22 protein-coding genes are annotated in these 20783 nt (G+C 60.5%); 11 read left to right on the top strand and 11 right to left on the bottom strand.

Annotation, left to right across the window (positions count from 1 at the left end; all coding sequences use genetic code 11):
- Positions 1-25 precede the first annotated feature (25 nt).
- The 4 genes from BKX96_RS22200 to puuE all read right to left on the bottom strand — a co-directional run bounded on the left by BKX96_RS22200 (position 26) and on the right by puuE (position 3188).
- Positions 26-529, bottom strand: a complete 504-nt coding sequence (locus tag BKX96_RS22200) for an ureidoglycolate lyase (protein WP_007898831.1) — start codon at positions 527-529, stop codon at positions 26-28.
- A gap of 135 nt (positions 530-664) precedes the next feature.
- Positions 665-1660: an allantoicase gene (gene alc / locus BKX96_RS22195; protein ID WP_046817970.1), complete on the bottom strand. Its 996-nt coding sequence runs from the start codon at positions 1658-1660 to the stop codon at positions 665-667.
- Between the two features lie 89 nt (positions 1661-1749).
- Positions 1750-2265 carry a 2-oxo-4-hydroxy-4-carboxy-5-ureidoimidazoline decarboxylase gene (gene uraD / locus BKX96_RS22190; RefSeq protein ID WP_046817971.1) on the bottom strand — a complete coding sequence of 172 codons (516 nt, stop codon included), beginning with the start codon at positions 2263-2265 and terminating at the stop codon, positions 1750-1752.
- Positions 2262-3188, bottom strand: coding sequence for an allantoinase PuuE (gene puuE, locus BKX96_RS22185; RefSeq protein WP_046817972.1), 927 nt, complete (start codon positions 3186-3188; stop codon positions 2262-2264). Before puuE ends, uraD begins: the two co-directional genes overlap by 4 nt.
- Before the next feature lie 444 nt (positions 3189-3632).
- Between puuE and uraH the strand changes: the two genes are divergently transcribed.
- From uraH to BKX96_RS22170, 3 genes are all read left to right on the top strand, one after another.
- The gene (uraH, locus tag BKX96_RS22180) at positions 3633-3986 is read left to right on the top strand and encodes a hydroxyisourate hydrolase (protein WP_017339772.1); all 354 of its coding nucleotides are present in this window, start codon (positions 3633-3635) and stop codon (positions 3984-3986) included.
- Between the two features lie 266 nt (positions 3987-4252).
- Positions 4253-5119, top strand: a complete 867-nt coding sequence (gene hexR, locus BKX96_RS22175; RefSeq protein WP_008056956.1) for a transcriptional regulator HexR — start codon at positions 4253-4255, stop codon at positions 5117-5119.
- 175 nt (positions 5120-5294) lie between these two features.
- Entirely contained in the window at positions 5295-5507 is a 213-nt protein-coding gene (locus BKX96_RS22170; RefSeq protein ID WP_046817973.1) for a PA3496 family putative envelope integrity protein, read from the top strand.
- On the opposite strand, the gene BKX96_RS22165 is transcribed toward BKX96_RS22170, so the two are convergent.
- Positions 5449-6411, bottom strand: coding sequence for a LysR family transcriptional regulator (locus BKX96_RS22165; protein ID WP_077185488.1), 963 nt, complete (start codon positions 6409-6411; stop codon positions 5449-5451). The genes BKX96_RS22170 and BKX96_RS22165 overlap by 59 nt on opposite strands.
- Before the next feature lie 189 nt (positions 6412-6600).
- On the opposite strand from BKX96_RS22165, the gene BKX96_RS22160 reads away from it, so the two are divergent.
- From BKX96_RS22160 to BKX96_RS22150, 3 genes are all read left to right on the top strand, one after another.
- Positions 6601-8016, top strand: a complete 1416-nt coding sequence (locus BKX96_RS22160; RefSeq protein ID WP_046817975.1) for an acetyl-CoA carboxylase biotin carboxylase subunit — start codon at positions 6601-6603, stop codon at positions 8014-8016.
- A gap of 11 nt (positions 8017-8027) precedes the next feature.
- Entirely contained in the window at positions 8028-9836 is a 1809-nt protein-coding gene (gene oadA, locus BKX96_RS22155) for a sodium-extruding oxaloacetate decarboxylase subunit alpha (RefSeq protein WP_046817976.1), read from the top strand.
- Between the two features lie 197 nt (positions 9837-10033).
- Positions 10034-11092 (top strand): AI-2E family transporter, encoded by a 1059-nt coding sequence (locus BKX96_RS22150; RefSeq protein ID WP_077185487.1) that lies wholly within the window; start codon positions 10034-10036, stop codon positions 11090-11092.
- Here the strand turns inward: BKX96_RS22150 and BKX96_RS22145 are convergent.
- From BKX96_RS22145 to BKX96_RS22135, 3 genes are all read right to left on the bottom strand, one after another.
- Positions 11089-11280 carry a hypothetical protein gene (locus BKX96_RS22145; RefSeq protein WP_046818011.1) on the bottom strand — a complete coding sequence of 64 codons (192 nt, stop codon included), beginning with the start codon at positions 11278-11280 and terminating at the stop codon, positions 11089-11091. The two genes, BKX96_RS22150 and BKX96_RS22145, sit on opposite strands and share 4 nt — an antisense overlap.
- Positions 11281-11395: 115 nt before the next feature.
- A complete protein-coding gene (locus BKX96_RS22140) occupies positions 11396-11590 on the bottom strand; it encodes a hypothetical protein (protein ID WP_046817978.1) in 195 nt (64 codons plus the stop codon).
- Positions 11591-11758: 168 nt separating this feature from the next.
- A complete protein-coding gene (locus tag BKX96_RS22135) occupies positions 11759-12145 on the bottom strand; it encodes a hypothetical protein (protein ID WP_046817979.1) in 387 nt (128 codons plus the stop codon).
- Positions 12146-12389: 244 nt separating this feature from the next.
- Here BKX96_RS22135 and BKX96_RS22130 point away from each other — a divergent pair, with 244 nt between their 5' ends.
- The gene (locus BKX96_RS22130) at positions 12390-13217 is read left to right on the top strand and encodes a shikimate 5-dehydrogenase (protein ID WP_077185486.1); all 828 of its coding nucleotides are present in this window, start codon (positions 12390-12392) and stop codon (positions 13215-13217) included.
- 19 nt (positions 13218-13236) lie between these two features.
- Here BKX96_RS22130 and BKX96_RS22125 read toward each other — a convergent pair whose 3' ends face one another.
- Positions 13237-13884 (bottom strand): YceH family protein, encoded by a 648-nt coding sequence (locus BKX96_RS22125; protein ID WP_077185485.1) that lies wholly within the window; start codon positions 13882-13884, stop codon positions 13237-13239.
- Between the two features lie 172 nt (positions 13885-14056).
- On the opposite strand from BKX96_RS22125, the gene BKX96_RS22120 reads away from it, so the two are divergent.
- The 3 genes from BKX96_RS22120 to BKX96_RS22110 all read left to right on the top strand — a co-directional run bounded on the left by BKX96_RS22120 (position 14057) and on the right by BKX96_RS22110 (position 17005).
- A complete protein-coding gene (locus BKX96_RS22120) occupies positions 14057-15229 on the top strand; it encodes an acyl-CoA dehydrogenase family protein (protein WP_077185484.1) in 1173 nt (390 codons plus the stop codon).
- A complete protein-coding gene (locus BKX96_RS22115) occupies positions 15226-16419 on the top strand; it encodes an acyl-CoA dehydrogenase family protein (RefSeq protein WP_077185483.1) in 1194 nt (397 codons plus the stop codon). Before BKX96_RS22120 ends, BKX96_RS22115 begins: the two co-directional genes overlap by 4 nt.
- Before the next feature lie 76 nt (positions 16420-16495).
- Complete coding sequence (locus tag BKX96_RS22110) at positions 16496-17005, top strand: DUF1993 domain-containing protein (RefSeq protein ID WP_046817984.1); 510 nt, start codon at positions 16496-16498, stop codon at positions 17003-17005.
- Between the two features lie 126 nt (positions 17006-17131).
- Here the strand turns inward: BKX96_RS22110 and sstT are convergent, their stop codons facing one another.
- Positions 17132-18364, bottom strand: coding sequence for a serine/threonine transporter SstT (gene sstT / locus BKX96_RS22105; RefSeq protein ID WP_046817985.1), 1233 nt, complete (start codon positions 18362-18364; stop codon positions 17132-17134).
- A 314-nt stretch (positions 18365-18678) separates the two neighbouring features.
- On the opposite strand from sstT, the gene BKX96_RS22100 reads away from it, so the two are divergent.
- Complete coding sequence (locus BKX96_RS22100; protein WP_046817986.1) at positions 18679-19833, top strand: MFS transporter; 1155 nt, start codon at positions 18679-18681, stop codon at positions 19831-19833.
- A 4-nt stretch (positions 19834-19837) separates the two neighbouring features.
- On the opposite strand, the gene nhaR is transcribed toward BKX96_RS22100, so the two are convergent.
- Complete coding sequence (gene nhaR, locus BKX96_RS22095; RefSeq protein ID WP_077185482.1) at positions 19838-20737, bottom strand: transcriptional activator NhaR; 900 nt, start codon at positions 20735-20737, stop codon at positions 19838-19840.
- Positions 20738-20783: the final 46 nt, after the last annotated feature.

Here is a 20783-nt window from a genome sequence, read left to right as displayed (position 1 = left end):
TGTTGTCGAGTGATCAGACCTTCTCTTATTGGTGGGGGGCGAGGATCAAACGCTCATCCTCTTTGAAAAAATGCTCATCGCAGTTATTGCCTGTGCCACTGCGATCAACCACCAGGAAGTCATCCCGCTTTTCGATCGTCAGCACCGGGTGGTGCCAGACGCCGCGATGGTAATTGATGCCCTGCCTGCCGTTGGTGACGAAGGCGCGGACCAAGCCTGATACAGGTTCATCGCCAAGTGGCGCGACCACGATCAGAAAGGGGTTGCCGAGCAGCGGAATGAAAGCCTGGCTGCCCAGCGGATGACGCTCCAGCATGCAGACGGTCAGCGGCATGTCCTGCGCGTCGGCGCGGAAAATGCTGATGATCGCCTTGTCCTCTGGCGTTGCGGTTTCCACCGTCGCCAGTTTGTGAAAGCGCATGGTCGAACCGTTGTTGATCATGAAGTGATCGCTGCCGTCGGTTTCGATCACGTCACCGAAAGGGGCGAAGGCTTCTTTGGTCAGCGGTTCAATCGTCAGTGTGCGCATGCTGTTCTTATCCGAATTCTGTGTTTGATCGTTCCCACGCTCTGCGTGGGAACGCCGCCATGGACGCTCCGCGTCCACTGTGACGCGGAGCGTCACGGTATGCATTCCCACGCAGAGCGTGGGAACGATCGGGTGTTACTTCGCAACCTTGCCGAGAACGCGCAGGCGGCTCACGCCACCGTCCGGGAACACGTTCAAGCGGATGTGGGTGATCGGGCCCAGGGCCTTGATCTGCTCGGCGAAGGTGTGTTCGGCGTGCATTTCCAGCTTCTGGCTTGGCAGCAGTTCGCGCCAGAACAGCGACTGGGTTTCGATCTGGCTGTCGGTACCGCCTTTCACGAACGCGCCCTGGATCGAGCAGCTGTCCGGGTAGTTGCCCTTGAAGTGCAGGGTATCGACGATGATTTTCTCGATCTCGCCCGGGTGACCCAGGGCGACGATCACCCAGTCATTGCCCGGTGTGCGACGACGCGCGGTTTCCCAGCCGTCGCCCATGTTGATGCCACGGCCCGGGTTGAGGATGTTGCTCATGCGGCCGAAGTGTTCGTCGGAGCAGGCGAGGGCGCGGCCACCGTTGAGGGCTGCGGCCAGGTCGACTTGCTCGTTGTCGCCCACAGCCGACCAGTCGCGGAACGGAATGCCGTAGACGCGCAGGCGGGCTACACCGCCGTCCGGGTAGATGTTGAAGCGCAGATGGCTGAAGGCCTGGTCGTTGCTGATTTCGTGGTAGTGGTGGCTGTTGCCTTGCAGCTCGACGGCGGACAGTACTTCAGTCCACTGGGTGTTTGCATCCGGCTCGCCCGAGGCCAGGAAGCAGGCTTCCAGGGAGGCCGACGGTGGGAAGTTGCCGGTGAAGAATGAAGTATCGATGTCCACGCCCTTGATCGAGCCAGGCACACCCAGGCGGATCACCGCGCTGTCGTAGCCTTCGAAGCGCTTGCGGCGCGACTCCCAGCCGTCCATCCACTTGCCGTTGTCATCGAACACGCCCTCCTTCCACACGGCCGGGGTCGGTTGGAACAGACGGTTGGCGTCTGCGAACCAGTCATCGGTGACCGAGATGATTTTGGTGCCCAGGCGGGCGTCGGCCAGGTTGACGAACTTCTCGAAAGGTACGGCGTAAGCTTTCATTCTTCTTGTCTGCCTTTAATAAGTTGGCTTGGGATGCTTGCAGGGCCCAGGGTACTTTTCGCGTTTAACAGCACCCGGGCCAGGCTTGCTTATAGGGTCAGTAATCGGAACAGGGCGATCTTGTTGATCTCCGCCAGCGCGCACTTGAACTCGGTATCTTGCGGGTTGTGGATGCGCGTTTCGAACGCCGCGAGGATCTGATGCCGGTTGCTGCCTTTTACCGCCATGATGAAGGGAAACTTGAACTTGGCCTTGTAGGCGTCGTTCAGCTCGGTGAAGCGCTGGAACTCTTCGGCCGTGCATTGGTGAATACCGGCGCCAGCCTGTTCATGGGTGCTGGCTTCGGTGAGTTGGCCCTGGACGGCGGCTTTGCCGGCCAGGTCCGGGTGAGCGTTGATCAAAGCCAGCTGGCTGGCGTGATCGGCGCTCAACAGGATGTCGCTCATGCGCTGGTGCAGGGTTTCGATCTGGTCGATCGAAGCGTCCTGGCCCAGGTCGAAGGCCTTTTCGGCCACCCATGGCGAATGTTCGTAGATGTCGGCGAAGGCTTTGACGAAAGCGTCGCGGCTCAAGGTCGAGGGTTTCAAGGTTTGAAAGGCGCTCATTTCGCGGCCCCTTGGTACGGGTGGGTTTCCTGCCAGTGGCGCGCGATGTCGACGCGACGGCTGAACCACACCTGTTCATGACTTTTAGCGTATTCGATAAAGCGCTTGAGCGAAGCCAGGCGCGCCGGACGGCCAATCAGCCGGCAGTGCAGGCCGATAGACAGCATCTTTGGTGCTTCGGCGCCTTCAGCGTACAGCACGTCGAACGCATCCTTGAGGTATTCGAAGAAGTCGTCGCCCTTGTTGAAACCCTGGACCTGGGTGAAGCGCATGTCGTTGGTGTCCAGGGTGTACGGGATCACCAGGTGCGGCTTGCCGGTCGGGTTGTTCGGTTCCCAGTAGGGCAGGTCGTCGTCGTAGGTGTCGCTGTCGTAGAGGAAACCGCCTTCTTCCATCACCAGCTTGCGCGTGTTCGGACCCGTACGGCCGGTGTACCAGCCCAACGGGCGTTCGCCGGTGATTTCGGTGAGGATGCGGATCGCCTCGAGCATGTGCTCGCGTTCCTGGGCTTCGTCCATGTACTGGTAGTCGATCCAGCGGTAGCCGTGGCTGCAGATCTCGTGGCCGGCCTCGACCATGGCGTGGATCACATCCGGGTGACGCTGGGCGGCCATGGCCACGGCGAAAACGGTCAGCGGAATGTCGAATTCCTTGAACAGTTTCAGGATCCGCCAGACGCCAGCGCGGCTGCCATACTCGTAAAGCGATTCCATGCTCATGTTGCGCGCGCCTTGCAGCGGTTGCGCCGAGACCATTTCCGAAAGGAACGCTTCAGACTCTTTGTCGCCGTGCAGGATGTTGCGCTCGCCGCCTTCTTCGTAATTGAGTACGAAAGACAGGGCGATGCGGGCATTGCCCGGCCAGTGTGGGTGCGGAGGGTTACTGCCGTAACCGATCAGGTCGCGAGGGTAGTCAGCGCTCACTGCAGTCTTCCTTCTTGTTCGTGTTGACAGGTGGTGTGGCGCGCCCGAGGGTGCAATGGCAGGGTGGCGTCACAGCGATGGAGTGATTGTATACAACTTTATATTGATTTTGTAAGCCTGATTTTTTGCATTTTTCATCAGCGGTCATCTGACTTGCGGTTTCCTTGCTCTTACCCGTCCCGTGCAAGAAATTTGCCTGATTGGTCAACTAACGGCTTGAAAGCAGCGCAAGCGCAAGGATCGCTGGAAAATCGACGGCAAAAGCCTGTGGGTTGGCGGTGTCGGACGAAATGTCGTTTTTATTGTGTACAATTTTTTTGAAAAATGTCTTAATCAGTCGCTCGCCGCAGCTTTTCGTGCTCCGAATCGGTGCGGTCTCCTTTTCAACTGACTTCGGGAGGCGCGAGGTCTGGCTGCTTCCATGCAGGCAGGCGCGCAGAATCAATGGGACGTTTGACTACACACGTTTTGGACGCTGCACACGGTTGCCCGGGCAGCTCGATCAAGGTCGAGTTGTACCGCGTTGAAGGCTCGCAGCTGGAATTGGTCGCCAGCGCGATAACCAACAGCGATGGCCGTGTCGATGCACCGCTGCTGCAGGGCGATGACTACCGCACCGGGGTCTATCAGGTGCAGTTTCATGCAGGCGATTACTACCGCGCACGTGGCGTGCAGTTGCCTACGCCTGCGTTCCTGGATGTAGTGGTGCTGCGTTTTGGCATCTCTGCCGAGCAGGATCACTACCATGTTCCGCTGTTGATTTCGCCCTACAGCTATTCAACGTACCGAGGAAGCTGATCCCCCAAGCGGCTTGCTCATCAATGAAGCGACTGCGCATATAGCTTCTTTGGTCTTTCGCCCGCTCACACTGCGGGCTTTTTTTTCGCGAAAAATCCTTGGCGGCAAAGGCCGGATTTACTGCTACATAAGGCTCATACCGCTAAAACAGGGTGTGACAAAGACAATTCAGTTACTTATTCAGCAGGCAAAAAGACGATTCATGTAGTATAACTACAAGCGTGCTACATCCCCGGCGCCTGCCAAATAAAAAAGAGTCCAGCCCTTTGAATCTGCTGCAACACATCGCCCAGTCTCGCCACCTGTTACGCAAGTCGGAACTCAAGGTTGCCGATCACGTTCTGCTTGATCCTGCGGCCGTGATGCACAGTTCCATGGCCGACCTGGCCCACAGCGTGGGTATCAGTGAGCCGACCATCGTGCGCTTTTGCCGCGCCATCGGTTGCTCGGGTTTCCAGGACTTGAAGCTCAAGCTGGCCCAGAGCCTGGCGGCAGGGGCCAGTTTTGGGCAGTTCGCGATCCATGAGGACGATTCGGTCGCCGACTACAGCCTGAAGATTTTCGATACCACGCTGCACACGCTGATGGAGGTCCGCGAAAAGCTCGATCCGCTGGAATTGCAGCGGGCGGTGACGCTCATGTCCCAGGCCCAGCGCGTGGAGTTCTATGGTTTCGGCGCTTCCGGAGCGGTGGCGGCGGATGCGCAACACAAATTCTTCCGTTTGCTGCTCACGGCGGCGGCGTATTCCGATCCGCATATGCAGGCGATGTCGGCGGTCACCCTGAAGCCGAGTGACGTGGCGATCTGCATCTCGCAGTCCGGTCGCTCCAAGGATTTGCTGATTACCGCCAACCTGGTGCGTGAGAGCGGCGCCTCCTTGATCACCTTGTGCCCGAGCCAGACGCCTCTGGCCGAGCTGTCGACCGTCAACCTGGCCATCGACGTTCACGAAGACACCGAAATCTACACGCCGCTGACCTCGCGTATCGCCCACCTGGTGGTCATCGATGTGTTGGCCATGGGCGTGGCCATGGCCCGCGGGCCGAGCCTGGTCAACCACCTCAAGAGCGTCAAGCGCAGCCTGCGCAGCTTGCGTTTGTCGCCAAAATCGGTAAAAGCCCTGGACGACTGATTTGTAGGCGCCCGGCTTGCCGGCGAAGGCGTCCTTGAGGCATGCGTTTGTCTTTCGGGCGCCTCGCTGGCAAGCCAGCTCCTGCAGGGTTCATCTGTCTGTAACTGACCCGCCGCCAAACCGTCATCCCCCGCGCTTATCTTGAAACTCCCGTACTCGACTTGGGAGACTCGAAATGGCCCAGCCCTACGAAGAACGCAACAGCGCCGTCAAAACCCGTCGTCAGCAGGAAGACCAGCGCCGCATGGCGTTTCGTCGTGCAATCGAAGATCGCTGCGAACAACGCCAGCTTCTCGCCGAGATTGCCGATTTTACTGGCGACCTGGAACTCAATTACTGGCAGGCGGCGCCGACAGCTTCCCGTCGAAGCGCTCAACCAGCGCGCTGATCTGAATTCTTTCGCTACGAATGAACGCAAGGAAGGCGTGAGCCACCGGTGACAGGCGTTTGGCCTTGGCCTGTACCAGACACCAGCTGCGGTAGAGCGGCAGTTCGTCGATCGGCAACTCGATCAAACCGCCGGTGGCCAATTCAAGGTTCAGGGCGTGGCGCGTCAACAGTGCTACGCCCAGACCCGCCAGCACGCATTCACGTTGGGCTTCGGCCGAAGAGACCTCCTGGGTCTGGTTGAAGTGCACGCGCTTTTCCTTGAAGTACTCTTCGCAGGCCAGACGCGTTCCCGACCCCACCTCGCGCATCAGCAAGGTGTAGGGCTCAAGATCCTGCAGGCGCAATGGTCCCACATGGCACAGCGGGTGGTCGGGCGGTGCGACCGCAACGATCGGATTGTTCAGGAACGGCAGGAACTCCAGCCCCATGTCCTGGGGCACCATGGACATGATCACCAGGTCATCGCGGTTGTCCGACAGTCGCCGAATCACCTGGGCGCGATTGACCACCGTCAGTTGCAGGTTGACTTCCGGATGCTGGCGCTTGAAGGCGGCAAATAGATGCGGTACGAAATACTTGGCGCTGGATTCCACCGCCAGTTTCAGTTGGCCCTGCAGTGAGCCCTGCATGTCCGACAGCTGCATGTCGAGGTTTTCCAACCGTCCGAAGATGTCCCGGCTCGCGCGTTGCAGGGCTTCCGCCGCTTCGGTCATGTAGAGTTTCTTGCCGACATAATCGAACAGTGGCTGGCCCACCAGCTCCTCAAGTTGACGAATCTGTAGGCTGACGGCCGGTTGCGTGAGAGACATTTCGTCGGCTGCGCGGCTGTAGGACCTCAGGTCGCAGACTTCGTTGAAGATTTGCAATTGACGCAATGTCATACGCATCAAGGACTTACGCATTTTCTGGACACTCTGGCCACGGGCTGATGCGTCAACTATAAGTCTTTACTTATGCACGACCCAATAATTATTCATTTTTGTTAATCCCTTGTGAGCGCTAGTGTGGCGTTGCGACCAAACTGAAACATTTGGTCACGCGTCGACCTGTCAAGCAGGTCGTGGGTACCACCGGATCAAGGGAAACTCCAAGTGATAAAAAAGATCCTGATCGCCAACCGTGGTGAGATTGCCGTACGAATCGTACGCGCTTGTGCCGAAATGGGCATTCGCTCGGTCGCGATCTATTCCGACGCCGATCGCCATGCCCTGCATGTCAAGCGTGCGGATGAGGCCCACAGTATTGGTGCCGAGCCACTGGCCGGTTACCTGAACCCGCGCAAGCTGGTGAACCTGGCTGTGGAAACCGGTTGCGATGCCTTGCACCCAGGCTACGGTTTCCTGTCGGAAAACGCCGAACTGGCAGATATCTGCGCCGAACGCGGGATCAAATTCATCGGTCCATCGGCTGAAGTCATTCGCCGCATGGGCGACAAGACCGAAGCCCGCCGCAGCATGATCAAGGCAGGTGTTCCGGTCACCCCGGGAACCGAAGGCAACGTCGCCGGTATCGAAGAAGCGCTGACCGAAGGCGACCGCATTGGTTACCCGGTCATGCTCAAGGCCACTTCCGGTGGTGGCGGTCGCGGTATCCGTCGCTGCAACAGCCGTGAAGAACTTGAACAGGCATTCCCGCGCGTCATTTCCGAAGCCACCAAGGCGTTCGGTTCCGCGGAAGTGTTCCTGGAAAAGTGCATCGTCAACCCCAAGCACATCGAAGCGCAGATCCTCGGTGACAGCTTTGGCAACGTGGTGCACCTGTTCGAGCGTGATTGCTCGATCCAGCGCCGCAACCAGAAGCTCATCGAAATCGCCCCGAGCCCGCAACTGACCCCGGAACAGCGCGCCTACATCGGCGACCTGTCGGTGCGTGCAGCCAAGGCCGTGGGTTACGAGAACGCCGGTACCGTGGAGTTCCTGCTCGCCGAGGGCGAGGTGTACTTCATGGAAATGAACACCCGGGTGCAGGTGGAACACACCATCACCGAGGAAATCACCGGCATCGACATCGTCCGCGAGCAGATCCGCATTGCGTCCGGCCTGCCGCTCTCGGTGAAGCAGGAAGACATCCAGCACCGCGGTTTCGCGCTGCAATTCCGGATCAACGCCGAAGACCCGAAAAACAACTTCCTGCCCAGCTTTGGCAAGATCACCCGTTACTACGCACCCGGCGGTCCGGGCGTGCGGACCGACACGGCGATCTACACCGGCTACACCATTCCACCGTTCTACGACTCCATGTGCCTGAAACTGGTGGTCTGGGCGCTGACCTGGGAAGAAGCGATGGACCGTGGCTTGCGCGCACTGGACGACATGCGTGTGCAAGGCGTCAAGACCACTGCCGCGTACTACCAGGAAATCCTGCGTAACCCGGAATTCCGTAGCGGCCAGTTCAACACCAGCTTCGTCGAAAGCCACCCTGAACTGACCAACTACTCGATCAAGCGCAAACCCGAAGAGCTGGCCCTGGCCATCGCCGCCGCCATCGCCGCCCACGCAGGCCTGTGAGGAATAGAACAATGAGCAAGAAGATTCATGTAACCGACACCATCCTGCGCGACGCCCACCAATCGCTGCTCGCGACCCGCATGCGCACCGAAGACATGCTGCCGATCTGCGACAAGCTCGACAAGGTTGGCTACTGGTCGCTGGAATGCTGGGGCGGCGCGACGTTCGACGCCTGCGTACGTTTCCTCAAGGAAGACCCGTGGGAGCGTCTGCGCCAACTGCGCGCCGCACTGCCTAACACACGCCTGCAAATGCTCCTGCGCGGCCAGAACCTGCTGGGCTACCGCCACTACAGCGACGACGTGGTCAAGGCCTTTGTCGCCAAGGCAGCGGTCAACGGCATCGACGTGTTCCGCATCTTCGACGCCATGAACGACGTGCGTAACCTGCGCGTGGCCATCGAAGCGGTGAAAGCTGCCGGCAAGCATGCCCAGGGCACCATCGCCTACACCACCAGCCCGGTGCACACCATCGACGCGTTCGTGGCCCAAGCCAAGCAAATGGAAGCCATGGGTTGCGACTCGGTGGCGATCAAGGACATGGCCGGCCTGTTGACCCCGTACGCCACCGGCGAACTGGTGCGGGCGTTGAAAGCCGAACAGTCGCTGCCTGTGTTCATTCACTCCCATGACACCGCCGGTCTGGCCACCATGTGCCAGCTCAAGGCTATCGAAAACGGCGCCGACCACATCGACACCGCGATCTCCAGCTTCGCCTCGGGCACCAGCCACCCGGGCACCGAGTCGATGGTTGCTGCGCTCAAGGGCACCGAGTTCGACACTGGCCTGAACCTGGAACTGCTGCAAGAGATCGGCCTGTACTTCTACGCCGTGCGCAAGAAGTACCACCAGTTCGAAAGCGAATTCACCGCCGTCGACACCCGTGTTCAAGTCAACCAGGTACCGGGCGGGATGATTTCCAACCTGGCCAACCAGTTGAAAGAGCAGGGCGCCCTGAACCGCATGAGCGAAGTGCTGGCAGAGATTCCGCGCGTTCGCGAAGACCTCGGTTTCCCGCCACTGGTGACCCCGACTTCGCAGATCGTCGGCACCCAGGCGTTCTTCAACGTGTTGGCCGGCGAGCGCTACAAGACCATCACCAACGAAGTGAAGCTGTACCTGCAAGGCGGCTACGGCAAGGCGCCGGCGCCTGTGAACGAGCAACTGCGTCGCCAGGCCATTGGCAGCGAAGAAGTGATCGACGTTCGTCCAGCCGACCTGCTCAAGCCGGAAATGGCCAAGCTGCGTGCCGATATCGGTGCCCTGGCCAAGTCTGAAGAAGACGTGCTGACCTACGCCATGTTCCCGGACATCGGGCGCAAGTTCCTCGAAGAGCGCGCAGCGGGCACCTTGACCCCTGAAGTGCTGTTGCCGATTCCTGAAGCCGGTGGCGTCGCCTCGGCCGGCGGTGAAGGCGTGCCAACCGAGTTCGTCATCGACGTCCACGGCGAAACCTACCGCGTCGACATCACCGGTGTCGGCGTCAAGGCCGAAGGCAAGCGTCACTTCTACCTGTCCATCGACGGCATGCCGGAAGAAGTGGTGTTCGAACCGCTCAATGAATTCGTCGGCGGTGGCAGCAGCAAACGCAAGCAGGCGTCGGCCCCGGGCCACGTCAGCACCACCATGCCAGGCAACATCGTTGATGTGCTGGTCAAGGAGGGCGACACCGTCAAGGCGGGCCAGGCTGTGTTGATCACCGAAGCGATGAAGATGGAAACCGAAGTCCAGGCGGCCATCGCCGGCAAAGTCACCGCCATCCACGTGGCCAAGGGCGACCGGGTGAACCCGGGCGAGATCCTGATCGAGATCGAAGGCTGAGTTAACAGCCGCGATACAACGCTTTAAACCTCGGGGGGGCATGTGCTCCCCTTTTTTTTGCCTGGAATTTGACGACTGATCTCTTCGACACCTCCCTTGCCATGCTTTTTCACCAAGCGCACGGCACTCGCGCGCGCCGTAGTGGCCTAACCATCAGGGCGCAACGTTGCGTGCCGGTGGACTGACCTGGATCGGACATGAACGAAGAGACGCTGAAAGATAAATCGCTGGCGGTTTTGCTGGTGTTGGTGAGCATTGCGTTCATCTGGATCCTGCTGCCGTTCTACGGTGCGGTGTTCTGGGCGGTGATCCTGGGGATTGTCTTTGCGCCGATGCAGCGCCGGTTGCAACTCAAGTTCGGCTGGCAGCGCAACCTGACTTCGCTGTGTACCTTGAGCATCTGCCTGGTGATCGCGATCCTGCCCGTGATCATCATCAGCATGCTGCTGGTTCAGGAAGGCGCGGCGCTGTACAAGAGCGTCGAAAGCGGTGAGCTGGACATTGCCGGCTATGTGACGCAGTTCAAGCACAGCCTGCCGCCGTATTTCCAGCATTTGCTCGACCGGTTCGGCGTGGGTGAGCTGAATGGGCTACGGGAGAAGATCGTCAAGAGCGCGATGGCGGGTGGCGAGGTGACGAATCGGGTGTTCATTCTTGGCCAGGGCACGTTCGAGTTCGTCGTCAGCTTTTTCATCATGCTCTACCTGCTGTTTTTCTTCCTGCGCGACGGAGCCGAACTGGCGCGCAAGGTGCGCATGGCCGTGCCGCTGGAGGAACACCAGAAGCGCCGTCTGCAGCTCAAGTTCAACCGCGTGGTGCGGGCCACGGTGAAGGGCAATCTGCTCGTGGCGATGACCCAGGGTGCATTAGGCGGTTTGATCTTCTGGTTCCTGGACATTCCCAGCGCACTGGTCTGGGCGGTGTTGATGGCGTTTCTGTCGCTGTTGCCGGCGGTCGGGGCGGGAATTGTCTGGGCGCCCGTAGCGGCATTTTTCCTGCTCACCGGCGCTATCTGGCAGGGCGTGGTACTGGGGTTGTTCGGGATATTCGTGATAGGCCTGGTGGATAACGTGCTGCGACCGATCCTGGTGGGCAAGGACACGAAGATGCCGGACTACATGATCCTGATCTCGACTCTGGGTGGCCTGGCGATGTTCGGGCTCAACGGTTTTGTCATCGGCCCGTTGATCGCGGCCCTGTTCATGTCGAGCTGGGCCATTTTCATCGAGACCAAGCCGCGGGTCCAGCTGCCTTAGGCGCTGAGCTTGCCAGCCTGTCCCATGCCGAGTCGCTGGGACAGCGCCTGGGCGTCGGGAAGCGAGGTGAGCGGGCCGCTGATCTGTTCGCCGTCCTGGACCAGGTACCAGCAGGCGAGCAAGCCAAGCGCCCTGAGCGGTGCGGGAACGGCGCTGCCGATAACGGACATGATTTGTACTTGAGACATCATAAGGACCTCCATCAATCTGTGGAGTCACCTTACGGTCCGGGCGCTTCGAGGAACAATCAACGCTTTCAATAGTGGTCATTGATGCCAGTGAGGTCAGCGGGCCGGCTGGCGCTCAGTCGACCACCTGATCGAGCATATGGACCACTTCCTGCTCGTTGAGCAGGCCTTTGCGCACCAGGTTCTGCGCCAGCAGCGAAAGGAACTTGGCGCTGCGATGGCCTTCCAGGTGCTTGAGTTCGGTCAGGGCGTTGTAGACCTTGCTGGAAGTGCACAGGCCATTGATGCGATGCGGGTTTTGCGTGGGCATAAGCTCGTCCTTGTTGTTATCGACCTGCTGTTGTTGGACAGGTCCGCACTTAATCTTGCCAACATCGACAGTCGACACTGTCCCGATAGCGACACTGACAGGATTTTTCCAGACCTGCGACGACGAACGGCAGTTCGCAGGCGCGAACGAGCGCCTGCGAATCTTCGATTACCAGCGGCCGTGTCCGTGGGGAGGGCCGTAATAGCCGCGAGGCGGGCCGTAGTAGCCACGGGGTGGGCCGTAATAGACCGGCGCCGGGCGATAGTAGATGGGTTGGCCCACATACACCGGTGCTGGCTGGTAGTAAACCGGTGGCGGTGGCGCCATGTATACCGGCTGCGGTTGGGCGTAAACCGGCTGGGCGTAGACCGGTTGCGGCGTCACATACACGGGACGGTTACTGTTGATGATTGCCGAGCCAACGATGGCCGAGCCGACGATTGCGCCAAATACCGCCGGACCTTCCCAGCCGCCACCGCCGCCATGTGCCTCTGCTTGCCCTGCGACAGCCAGGGCGCCGATCAGCAAGGCCACTGTGGGGATTCTACGGATCATGATGACTCCTCGGTTCTTCGCCCCGGCGCTTGCGTCTGCAATAGACTCAAGGAATGTCGCGGGGATACTCCTAAGACAGCTTTTTTTTGAAAATCAGCACAGCCACCAGGTAAATTTTGTGTAAGGTCTGTGTCGGCGAACTTACGCTCGCGCGGCGTCGACCAAGGCATGCGACCATGATTGATCAGAACTCGATGGACCGGCTAATCCCGTCCATCCGAAAATGCAATACAAGGAGATTCACATGCAGATGAACCCCAACAGAGACACCCAGCTGTGCATGTCCCTCTCCGGACGGCCCGGGAACTTTGGCCTGCGATTTCACAATCATCTGTATGAGCAACTGGGGCTGAATTTCTACTACAAGGCGTTTTCCAGCCAGGATTTGCCGGGGGCCGTCGGCGGCATCCGCGCCCTGGGTATTCGCGGTTGCGGCGTATCGATGCCGTTCAAGGAAGCCTGCATTGCCTTGGTCGATGAGCTGGACCCTTCCGCCGCGGCCATTCAGTCGATCAACACCATCGTCAATACCGACGGGCATCTCAAGGCGTTCAACACCGACTACATTGCCATTGCCCAGTTGCTGCAGACCCACCAGGTGTCCAGTGACACCACGTTTGCCCTGCTTGGCAGTGGCGGCATGGCCAAGGCCGTGGCCAGCGCCTTGCGCGACGGCGGATACCACAACGGCCTGATCGTGGCCCGCAACGAGCGAACCGGCCAGGCGTTGGCCAAGTCACTGGGCTACTCCTGGCAAGCCGAGCTGGGCGACCGGCGCCCGCAAATGCTCATCAACGTCACGCCCATCGGCATGACCGGTCCGCAAGCCGACCAGCTGGCGTTCGACGCCAAAGCCATCGAGGCTGCGGATATCGTCTTCGATGTGGTCGCGGTTCCTTCGGAAACCCCGCTGATCCTGCGCGCTCGTGCCGAGGGCAAACATGTCATCACCGGGCTCGAAGTGATCGCGATCCAGGCACTGGAGCAGTTTGTGCTCTATACCGGCGTGCGCCCGACCGATGAGCAGTTTCAAAAGGCCGTGGAGTTTGCTCGCAGCAGCCTTGTCTACTGATGCAAAGGCCGCCCGGCTTTTATTCGAGACGCGCCAAGCGCTCTTCCAACGCGGCAATCCGGGCTTCCAGCTCTTCGATTCGCTCAACCGACACCGCGCCGCCAGCACCACGCTCCGGCGCATTCTGACGGGCAGCGAGAATCGCTTCGATATCCGCCGGATCACCCAGCGCGTGGGTATAACGATCTTCACGCTGGCCGGACTGGCGCGCAATCAGCACTGCCAGGCCGCGGGCAATCAGGCGTTCGAGCTGATGCACCACCTGCTCGGCATCCTCGAAATCATGCATGCGCCCGCTGCGGGTCAGCAGTTCGTTGACCGTCTGCGGTCCCCTTAAAAACAACAGGCCGGTCAGGATCACCTGCGCGGGCACCAGTTCCAGTGCCTTGTCGACCTTGTGCTCCCAGCGATCGGCACGGCTGCCCATCACCAGTCGGGTGAATCCGCGTCCTTCGAGGGCGCGCAGGCTTTGGCCGACCTGGCCCTGGGTGAGGTTCATTACCGGCTCGCGGCTGGTTTTCTGGTTGCAGGCAATCACCAGGGCATTGAGGGTCAGGGGATAGGTTTCCGGGCTGGTGGCCTGTTTCTCGATCAACGAACCCAGAATGCGGATTTCCGTACTGTTGAGCCGCGGCTCGTCGAAAGTCGTCTCTTGCTCAGTGCTCATGGTTCTGCATCCTTAGCCGATTCATGTTTTTCACTTGCGTAGGTGCACTTTGACATCGCCCGTTCGGACTAGGCAAGGCTGACGATTCAGTCGCGTCCGGGCGGCGCCAAACTTCATGCTCAAAGGGGTGTTGCGCCACGCGCGCCCCGCCAAACGAGCAGAAGGCGCCGCGATGGAGTTTGCATTCAGCGACGAACAGGAAATGATCCGCGAGTCGGCCGAGGGTTTCCTCGCCGATGTATCGGATTCGGCCGCCGTGCGCGCGGCAATGGTCAGCGAACGGGGGTTCGATGAGGCCCTCTGGCAGCGTCTGTGCCAGGAAATGTACTGGCCGGCCATTCATATTCCCGAAACCTATGGAGGCTTGGGCCTCGGCTTTGTCGAGCTGGCAATCTTGCTGGAACAGATGGGCCGGCGTTTGCTGTGCTCGCCTTTTTTCGCCACCACCTGCATGGCCACGCCTGCACTGTTGCTGGCCGCCAATGATGAGCAGAAGCAGCGCTGGCTGCCGTCGATCGCCGACGGCAGCGTGACCGCGACCCTGGGCTTCAGCAGCGCCAACGGCTGGTCAGCCGACGATGTACAGGCAACGGTAGTGGTCGAAGGCGATGGCTTTATCCTCGACGGCACCCTCAAGCATGTACTCGATGGGCACGGCGCCGACCTGTTGATCATTGCCGCACGGCAGCCCGGAACGGCCGGCGAAGCGGGCATCAGCCTGTTCGCCGTTGATGCCGTGCGGGCAGGTATCAAGCGGCACCTGCTGGCGACCATGGACCAGACCCGGCGCCAGGCACGCATCGAACTCAAGGGCCTGTACCTCGAAGCCGACTGCCTGCTGGGAGAACTCGGCAACGGCTGGCGGCACCTGGAGCGGGTCCTGCAACTGGCCTGCATCGGCCTGGCAGCCGAGCAGACCGGCGGCGCGCAGCAGGTGCTCGACCTCAGCGTGGCCTACATGCAGGAGCGTCAGCAGTTCGGCCGCCCCATTGCCAGTTTCCAGGCACTCAAGCACTGCGCCGCCGACATGATGCTGCAAGTCGAATGCGCGCGGTCCGCCAGCTATTACGCGGCGTGCGTGGCCCAGGAAGTCCTCGATCCGCAGGGCGATCCGCAGGTCGCGTCCGAACTGCCACTGGCGGCAGCGTTGGCCAAGGCGCAGTGCTCGGAAACCTTTTTCCACTGTGCATCCGAATCGATCCAGTTGCACGGCGGTGTCGGTTTCACCTGGGAATACGACCCGCACCTCTACTTCAAGCGCGCCCGTGCCAGCGAGAGCTTCCTCGGGCTACCGGCCTGGCATCGCGAGCGCATTGCTTCGGTGATCCTCGGAGAGCAGCCATGAAAATCAGTTTCAGCGAGCAGGACGAGCGCTTTCGCCAGGAAGTCGCCGACTGGATGAGCAACAACCTGTGCGGGGAATTCGAGCCGCTGCGTTTTCGCGGTGGCCCGGGCGATGAGCACATGTTTCCCGAAGAGCGCAAAGCCTGGGAGCGCAAGCTCGCCGAAGGCGGCTGGACCTGCGTCGGCTGGGCGCCGCAGCATGGCGGGCGCGGCCTGTCGATCACCCAACAGGTGATCTTCAACGAAGAATACGCCCGCGCCGGTGGCCCTGGGCGTATGGGGCATATCGGCGAAGGCCTCGCCGGGCCGACCATCGCCGCATTTGGCACGCTTGAGCAGCAACAGCGTTTTCTGCCGGGGATCGTCAGTGGCACGAGTTTCTGGTGCCAGGGCTATTCCGAGCCGGGCGCCGGTTCCGACCTGGCCAACGTCAAGACCCGCGCGACGTTGGACGAAGCCAGCGGCAGTTGGGTGATCAACGGCCAGAAAGTCTGGACCTCGCTGGCCCATGAGTCGGACTGGTGCTTTGTGATCGCTCGCACCGAACCGGGCAGCGTCGGCCATCGCGGTTTGTCGTTCCTGCTGGTGCCCATGGCGCAGACAGAAATAACCGTACGGCCCATCGAGCAACTCACTGGCACCTCGGAATTCAACGAAGTGTTCTTTGACGATGCCCGCACCGACGCCTCCAACATCATCGGTGCGCCAGGCGAAGGCTGGAAGATCGCCATGGCGCTGCTGGGTTTCGAGCGGGGCGTGTCGACCCTCGGCCAGCAGATGCAATTCCAGAACGAACTCAACGAAATCATCGCCATCGCCAAGGCCAATGGCGCCGCCCGCGATCCGATCCTGCGCCAACGCCTGGCCGAGGCCTGGAGCGGGCTGCGGATCATGCGCTACAACTCGCTGCGCATGCTCTCGGGGAGCCAGGACGGTTCGCTGCGCAAGGAGGCGACCATCTACAAGCTGTTCTGGTCGACCTGGCATGCCAGCCTCGGCAAGTTGGCGATGGACGTGCTCGGCGCCGAGGCGGAATTGCTCGACGCCGCGCCTTATCAACTGACCCGCCTGCAGTCGCTGTACCTGTTCAGCCGCGCCGACACCCTCTACGGCGGCAGCAACGAAATCCAGCGCAACATCATCGCCGAGCGTGCCTTGGGCATGCCCAGGGAACCGCGTTGGAGCCGATAAAAAAGAGCGGTCCCGGGAGGGCTGCGCACGGCTATAATCGGCCGACGTTTTCCTCCTGTCATCACACGAGACTGCCATGACTATTTCCCTGTACGACGCTTCCGTGCCTGTTTTCCAGCAAATGCTCAACGCCCTGAGCGGTGTGCTGAAAAAGGCTGAGGCCCACGCCACCGAGAAAAACATCGACCCGAACGCTTTCCTGCAAGCGCGCCTGTACCCGGACATGTTCCCGCTGGTGCGCCAGGTGCAGATCGCCGTTGATTTCGCCAAGGGCGTTACTTCCCGCCTGGCTGAAGTTGAATTGCCGAAATACGACGACACCGAAACCACCTTCGCCGAGTTGCAAGCGCTGATCGCCAAGGTTTTGGCCTACATCGGCGAGTTCACCCCAGAACAGATCAACGGCAAGGAAGGCATCGAGATCGTGACCCGTCCAGGCACGCCGAAAGAGAAGCGCTTCTCCGGCCAGGCTTACCTGCTGACCTACGGCCTGCCGCAGTTCTTCTTCCACGTCACCACCGCCTACGCGCTGCTGCGTCACAACGGCGTGGAAGTGGGCAAGCGCGACTACATGGGCGCGTTCTAAACCGTCCAGGTACAAAAAAGCCTCCGCAGCCTTGGGTTGCGGAGGCTTTTTCATATGTACGCATTTTTCATTTTCACCGCGGCCCCCTGTGGGAGCGAGCAGGCTCGCTCCCACAGGGGATTTGGATTAGGCCAATCGTGCTGCTTTTTCTTCTTCACCCAGGCAAGCCGCCGCGGTGAACAGCACATCGGTGGACGAATTCAGCGCGGTTTCCGCCGAGTCCTGCAACACGCCGATGATGAAACCGACCGCCACCACCTGCATGGCGATTTCGCTCGGAATGCCGAACAGGCTGCACGCCAGCGGGATCAGCAACAGCGAACCACCGGCCACGCCCGAAGCGCCACAGGCGCAGATGGCAGCAACGACGCTCAGCAGAATGGCGGTCGGAATGTCCACGGCGATGCCCAGGGTGTGAACGGCCGCCAGGGTCAGCACGGTGATGGTGATCGCCGCACCGGCCATGTTGATGGTGGCACCCAGCGGGATCGACACCGAGTAGGTGTCTTCGTGCAGGCCCAGACGCTTGCTCAGTTCCAGGTTGACCGGAATGTTCGCCGCCGAACTGCGGGTGAAGAACGCGGTGATGCCGCTCTCGCGCAGGCAGGTCAGTACCAGTGGATACGGATTGCGGCGCAGTTTCCAGAACACGATGAGTGGGTTCATCACCAGCGCGACGAACAGCATGCAGCCCAGCAGCACGGCCAGCAGATGCGCATAGCCGATCAAGGCGCCGAAGCCGGAGGTGGCCAGGGTCGAGGCCACCAGGCCAAAGATCCCCAGCGGCGCGAAGCTGATCACCAGCCGCACGATCACGGTCACGCCATTGGACAGGTCGCCCAGCACTTCGCGGGTGGTATTGCCGGCATGGCGAATGGCGATACCCATGCCGATGGCCCACGCCAGGATGCCGATGAAGTTGGCGTTCATCAGTGCGCTGACCGGGTTGTCGACCACGCTCAGCAGCAGGCTTTGCAGCACTTCACCGATACCGCCCGGTGCGGTCACCGCCACGTCCTGGGTCGACAGCACCAGGCTGGACGGGAACATCATGCTGGCAACCACAGCGACCACGGCAGCAGCGAAAGTCCCTAGCAGGTACAGGAACAGAATCGGCCGGATGTGGGTTTCCTGGCCGTGCTTGTGGTTGGCGATCGATGCCATGACCAGCACGAACACGAGGATCGGCGCCACTGCTTTCAGGGCGCTGACGAAGACTTTGCCGATAAACGCCGTGGACTTGGCAGTTTCAGGCGCGATCAAGGCCAGGGCAATACCGGCAATCAGGCCGATCACGATTTGCGTGACCAGGCTCAGGCGTTTCAGGCGTTGCAAGAGAGAAGGGGATGAAGCAGTCATAAAACGGCATCTCGGATTTTTATAAGTGCATGGATTCCCGGTTGCAGCAACAAGCGAGGCAGGCTGCAGTCGGGAAACCGGGAGGGCAAGTCTTGTCGAGCAATTGGGTGTACATTTTTCAGGGCGCGGACTTTATCACAGCGTAGGCAGGATCCTTCAGGCCTGTGACGAACTGCCGCCCGGCTGTTCAACCCGATATGCAGGTTCGTGCAACCGCATCCGTTATCACTCTGTTAATATTCGTCATCCTCATTTTCATGTCTGCCAGTGGGCCTTCGGGCTATCGCTGGCGTCGTCGTTTTCTGGAGTTGTGCATGCTGTTGCCCATTCTTCTGTTGTCTGCCGCCGGGTTCACGGTGCTGACCACGGAATTCGTCATCGTCGGCCTGTTGCCGGCCATCGCCCGTGATCTGGACGTCAGCATCCCGCAAGCCGGCCTGCTGGTTACCCTGTTCGCCTTCACCGTTGCCGCCTTCGGGCCGTTCCTCACGGCGTATTTCGCCCGCTTCGAGCGACGCAAGCTGTTTATCTCGGTACTGATCCTGTTCGGCCTGGCCAATACCCTGGCGGCGCTGGCGCCGAACATCTGGGTGATGGCGTTTGCCCGGTTGATCCCGGCGCTGGGGTTGCCGGTGTTCTGGGCGCTGGCCAGCGAGACCGCAGTGGACATCGTCGGGCCGGAGTACGCCGGCCGCGCCATCGCCAAGATCGGCTTCGGCATTGTCTGTGCCACGGTGTTCGGCATTCCCGTGGGTACGTTGATTTCCGACGCGTTCGGCTGGCGCAGTGCGTTCGCCATCCTGGCGGTCATTGCCTTTGCCAAGGCGCTGCTGCTGTTTATCTACCTGCCGAAAACCAACCTGCACCAGCATCAAGTGAGCTTCCTTTCGCAGTTCAAGATCCTGCGCAGCCCGCTGATGCTGGGGCATGTGCTGCTGTCGGTGGTGGTGTTCAGCGGCATGTTCACGGCCTACACCTACCTGGCCGACATCCTCGAGCGCCTGGCCGGGTTCAACGGCACCGTGGTCGGCTGGTGCCTGATGGGCTTCGGTGCGGTCGGCTTGATCGGCAACTCGCTGGGCGGGCGTGCGGTGGATCGTCACCCGCTGATGGCGTCAATGATGTTCTGTGCGTTGATGATTGCCGGACTGGTGGCCCTGGTGCCAAACATCCACTCGCCCCTCGGCCTGGCGGCGGCGATGGGCATCTGGGGCGTGACCCAGGCGGCGATGTTCCTGGTCAGTCACGTGCGCTTGATGAAAGCCGCGCCGGAAGCGCCAGCGTTCGCCGCTTCGCTGAACATTGCCGGCGCCAACCTGGGTATTGGCCTGGGTGCGATGATCGGCGGTTCGGTGATCGACAGCGTAGGGCTGCAGGGTCTTGGCTTCGCGGCGGCCGCGCTTATCCTCGCCTCGGTCCTGCTGGCGATTGCCCTGATGACGTTCAAGCCCCGGGAAATCTGCGCCTGAGGCTTCACAGTTCGGTAAACAACTCGCGTCGGGCACCTTCGGTAATGGCGACAATGCCAGGGTGCTTGACCTTGCGCTCCACCGAAATGGCGTAGAACGACTCGCTCACCGCGTCGGTCTGGCCAATCACTTGCACGCCGTATTGGCGTTTCACTTCGTCGGCGATCACGCTCGGGCCGATGAAAATCCCGCTGCCGGATTGGCCGAAAGCCTGCATCAAGGCGCTGTCGTCGAATTCACCGACGATCTGCGGCTGGATCTGCTGCTCGGCGAACCAGCGTTGCAGACGGCTACGCACCACGGTCTCCGGTCCGGGAATCAGCAAGGGTGCGCCGTGCAGGCTGCGGGGAAAGTCCTGGCCGTAACGCTCGGCAAGTTCGGCGGTGGCAAAGAAACTGATCCCGCATTCGCCGAGTTTCTGGCTATAGCCCTTGATGTCCAGGTGCGAGGGCATCGGGCTGTCGGATATCACCAGGTCCAGACGCTGGATGGCCAGGTCGGCCAGCAACCGCTCAAGCTTGTCTTCGCGGCAGGTGATGCGCAGTGGCTCATTCAATTCCATGGTCGGCGCGATCAGGCGATAGACGATGGACTTGGGCACCACGTCGGCCACGCCTACGCGAAAGAGGATCTGTTGTTCGTTGGGCTGAGCCCGCAACATCAATTCCAGTTCACCTCCCAACTGAAACATTTGCTCGGCGTAGGGCAGTGTTTGCCGCCCGGCCTCCGTCAGCTCAAGCTGCCGGCCAACCCGGCGGAACAACTCAATGCCATAGGTTTGTTCGAGCAGCGATATCTGCCCGCTGATGGTTTGGGGTGTCAGGTTCAGTTGCTCGCAGGCGCGCACGATGCTGCCTGTCTTGGCCACCACCCAGAAGTAATGCAATTGTCGATAGTTGAGCATGGGAATCAACAGTTCGTTAAAACCGAAGTATAACCGCTAAAAAAAC

This window comes from Pseudomonas putida (genome assembly GCF_001976065.1).
GTDB lineage: Bacteria > Pseudomonadota > Gammaproteobacteria > Pseudomonadales > Pseudomonadaceae > Aquipseudomonas > Aquipseudomonas serbica.
The sequence above is the reverse complement of the archived record's forward strand: the minus strand, read 5'-3'. Positions and strand labels throughout refer to the sequence as shown.

What these genes read in the sequence shown, in the direction of transcription:
- BKX96_RS22135 (WP_046817979.1), bottom strand. Translation starts at nt 12,145, where the DNA reads ATGATCCGTAGAATCCCCACAGTGGCCTTGCTGATCGGCGCCCTGGCT.
- oadA (WP_046817976.1), top strand. Translation starts at nt 8,028, where the DNA reads ATGAGCAAGAAGATTCATGTAACCGACACCATCCTGCGCGACGCCCAC.
- BKX96_RS22140 (WP_046817978.1), bottom strand. Translation starts at nt 11,590, where the DNA reads ATGCCCACGCAAAACCCGCATCGCATCAATGGCCTGTGCACTTCCAGC.
- uraD (WP_046817971.1), bottom strand. Translation starts at nt 2,265, where the DNA reads ATGAGCGCCTTTCAAACCTTGAAACCCTCGACCTTGAGCCGCGACGCT.
- nhaR (WP_077185482.1), bottom strand. Translation starts at nt 20,737, where the DNA reads ATGCTCAACTATCGACAATTGCATTACTTCTGGGTGGTGGCCAAGACA.
- BKX96_RS22100 (WP_046817986.1), top strand. Translation starts at nt 18,679, where the DNA reads ATGCTGTTGCCCATTCTTCTGTTGTCTGCCGCCGGGTTCACGGTGCTG.
- BKX96_RS22150 (WP_077185487.1), top strand. Translation starts at nt 10,034, where the DNA reads ATGAACGAAGAGACGCTGAAAGATAAATCGCTGGCGGTTTTGCTGGTG.
- BKX96_RS22120 (WP_077185484.1), top strand. Translation starts at nt 14,057, where the DNA reads ATGGAGTTTGCATTCAGCGACGAACAGGAAATGATCCGCGAGTCGGCC.
- BKX96_RS22130 (WP_077185486.1), top strand. Translation starts at nt 12,390, where the DNA reads ATGCAGATGAACCCCAACAGAGACACCCAGCTGTGCATGTCCCTCTCC.
- alc (WP_046817970.1), bottom strand. Translation starts at nt 1,660, where the DNA reads ATGAAAGCTTACGCCGTACCTTTCGAGAAGTTCGTCAACCTGGCCGAC.
- BKX96_RS22115 (WP_077185483.1), top strand. Translation starts at nt 15,226, where the DNA reads ATGAAAATCAGTTTCAGCGAGCAGGACGAGCGCTTTCGCCAGGAAGTC.
- sstT (WP_046817985.1), bottom strand. Translation starts at nt 18,364, where the DNA reads ATGACTGCTTCATCCCCTTCTCTCTTGCAACGCCTGAAACGCCTGAGC.
- uraH (WP_017339772.1), top strand. Translation starts at nt 3,633, where the DNA reads ATGGGACGTTTGACTACACACGTTTTGGACGCTGCACACGGTTGCCCG.
- BKX96_RS22170 (WP_046817973.1), top strand. Translation starts at nt 5,295, where the DNA reads ATGGCCCAGCCCTACGAAGAACGCAACAGCGCCGTCAAAACCCGTCGT.
- BKX96_RS22125 (WP_077185485.1), bottom strand. Translation starts at nt 13,884, where the DNA reads ATGAGCACTGAGCAAGAGACGACTTTCGACGAGCCGCGGCTCAACAGT.
- BKX96_RS22110 (WP_046817984.1), top strand. Translation starts at nt 16,496, where the DNA reads ATGACTATTTCCCTGTACGACGCTTCCGTGCCTGTTTTCCAGCAAATG.
- BKX96_RS22165 (WP_077185488.1), bottom strand. Translation starts at nt 6,411, where the DNA reads ATGCGTAAGTCCTTGATGCGTATGACATTGCGTCAATTGCAAATCTTC.
- BKX96_RS22145 (WP_046818011.1), bottom strand. Translation starts at nt 11,280, where the DNA reads ATGTCTCAAGTACAAATCATGTCCGTTATCGGCAGCGCCGTTCCCGCA.
- BKX96_RS22200 (WP_007898831.1), bottom strand. Translation starts at nt 529, where the DNA reads ATGCGCACACTGACGATTGAACCGCTGACCAAAGAAGCCTTCGCCCCT.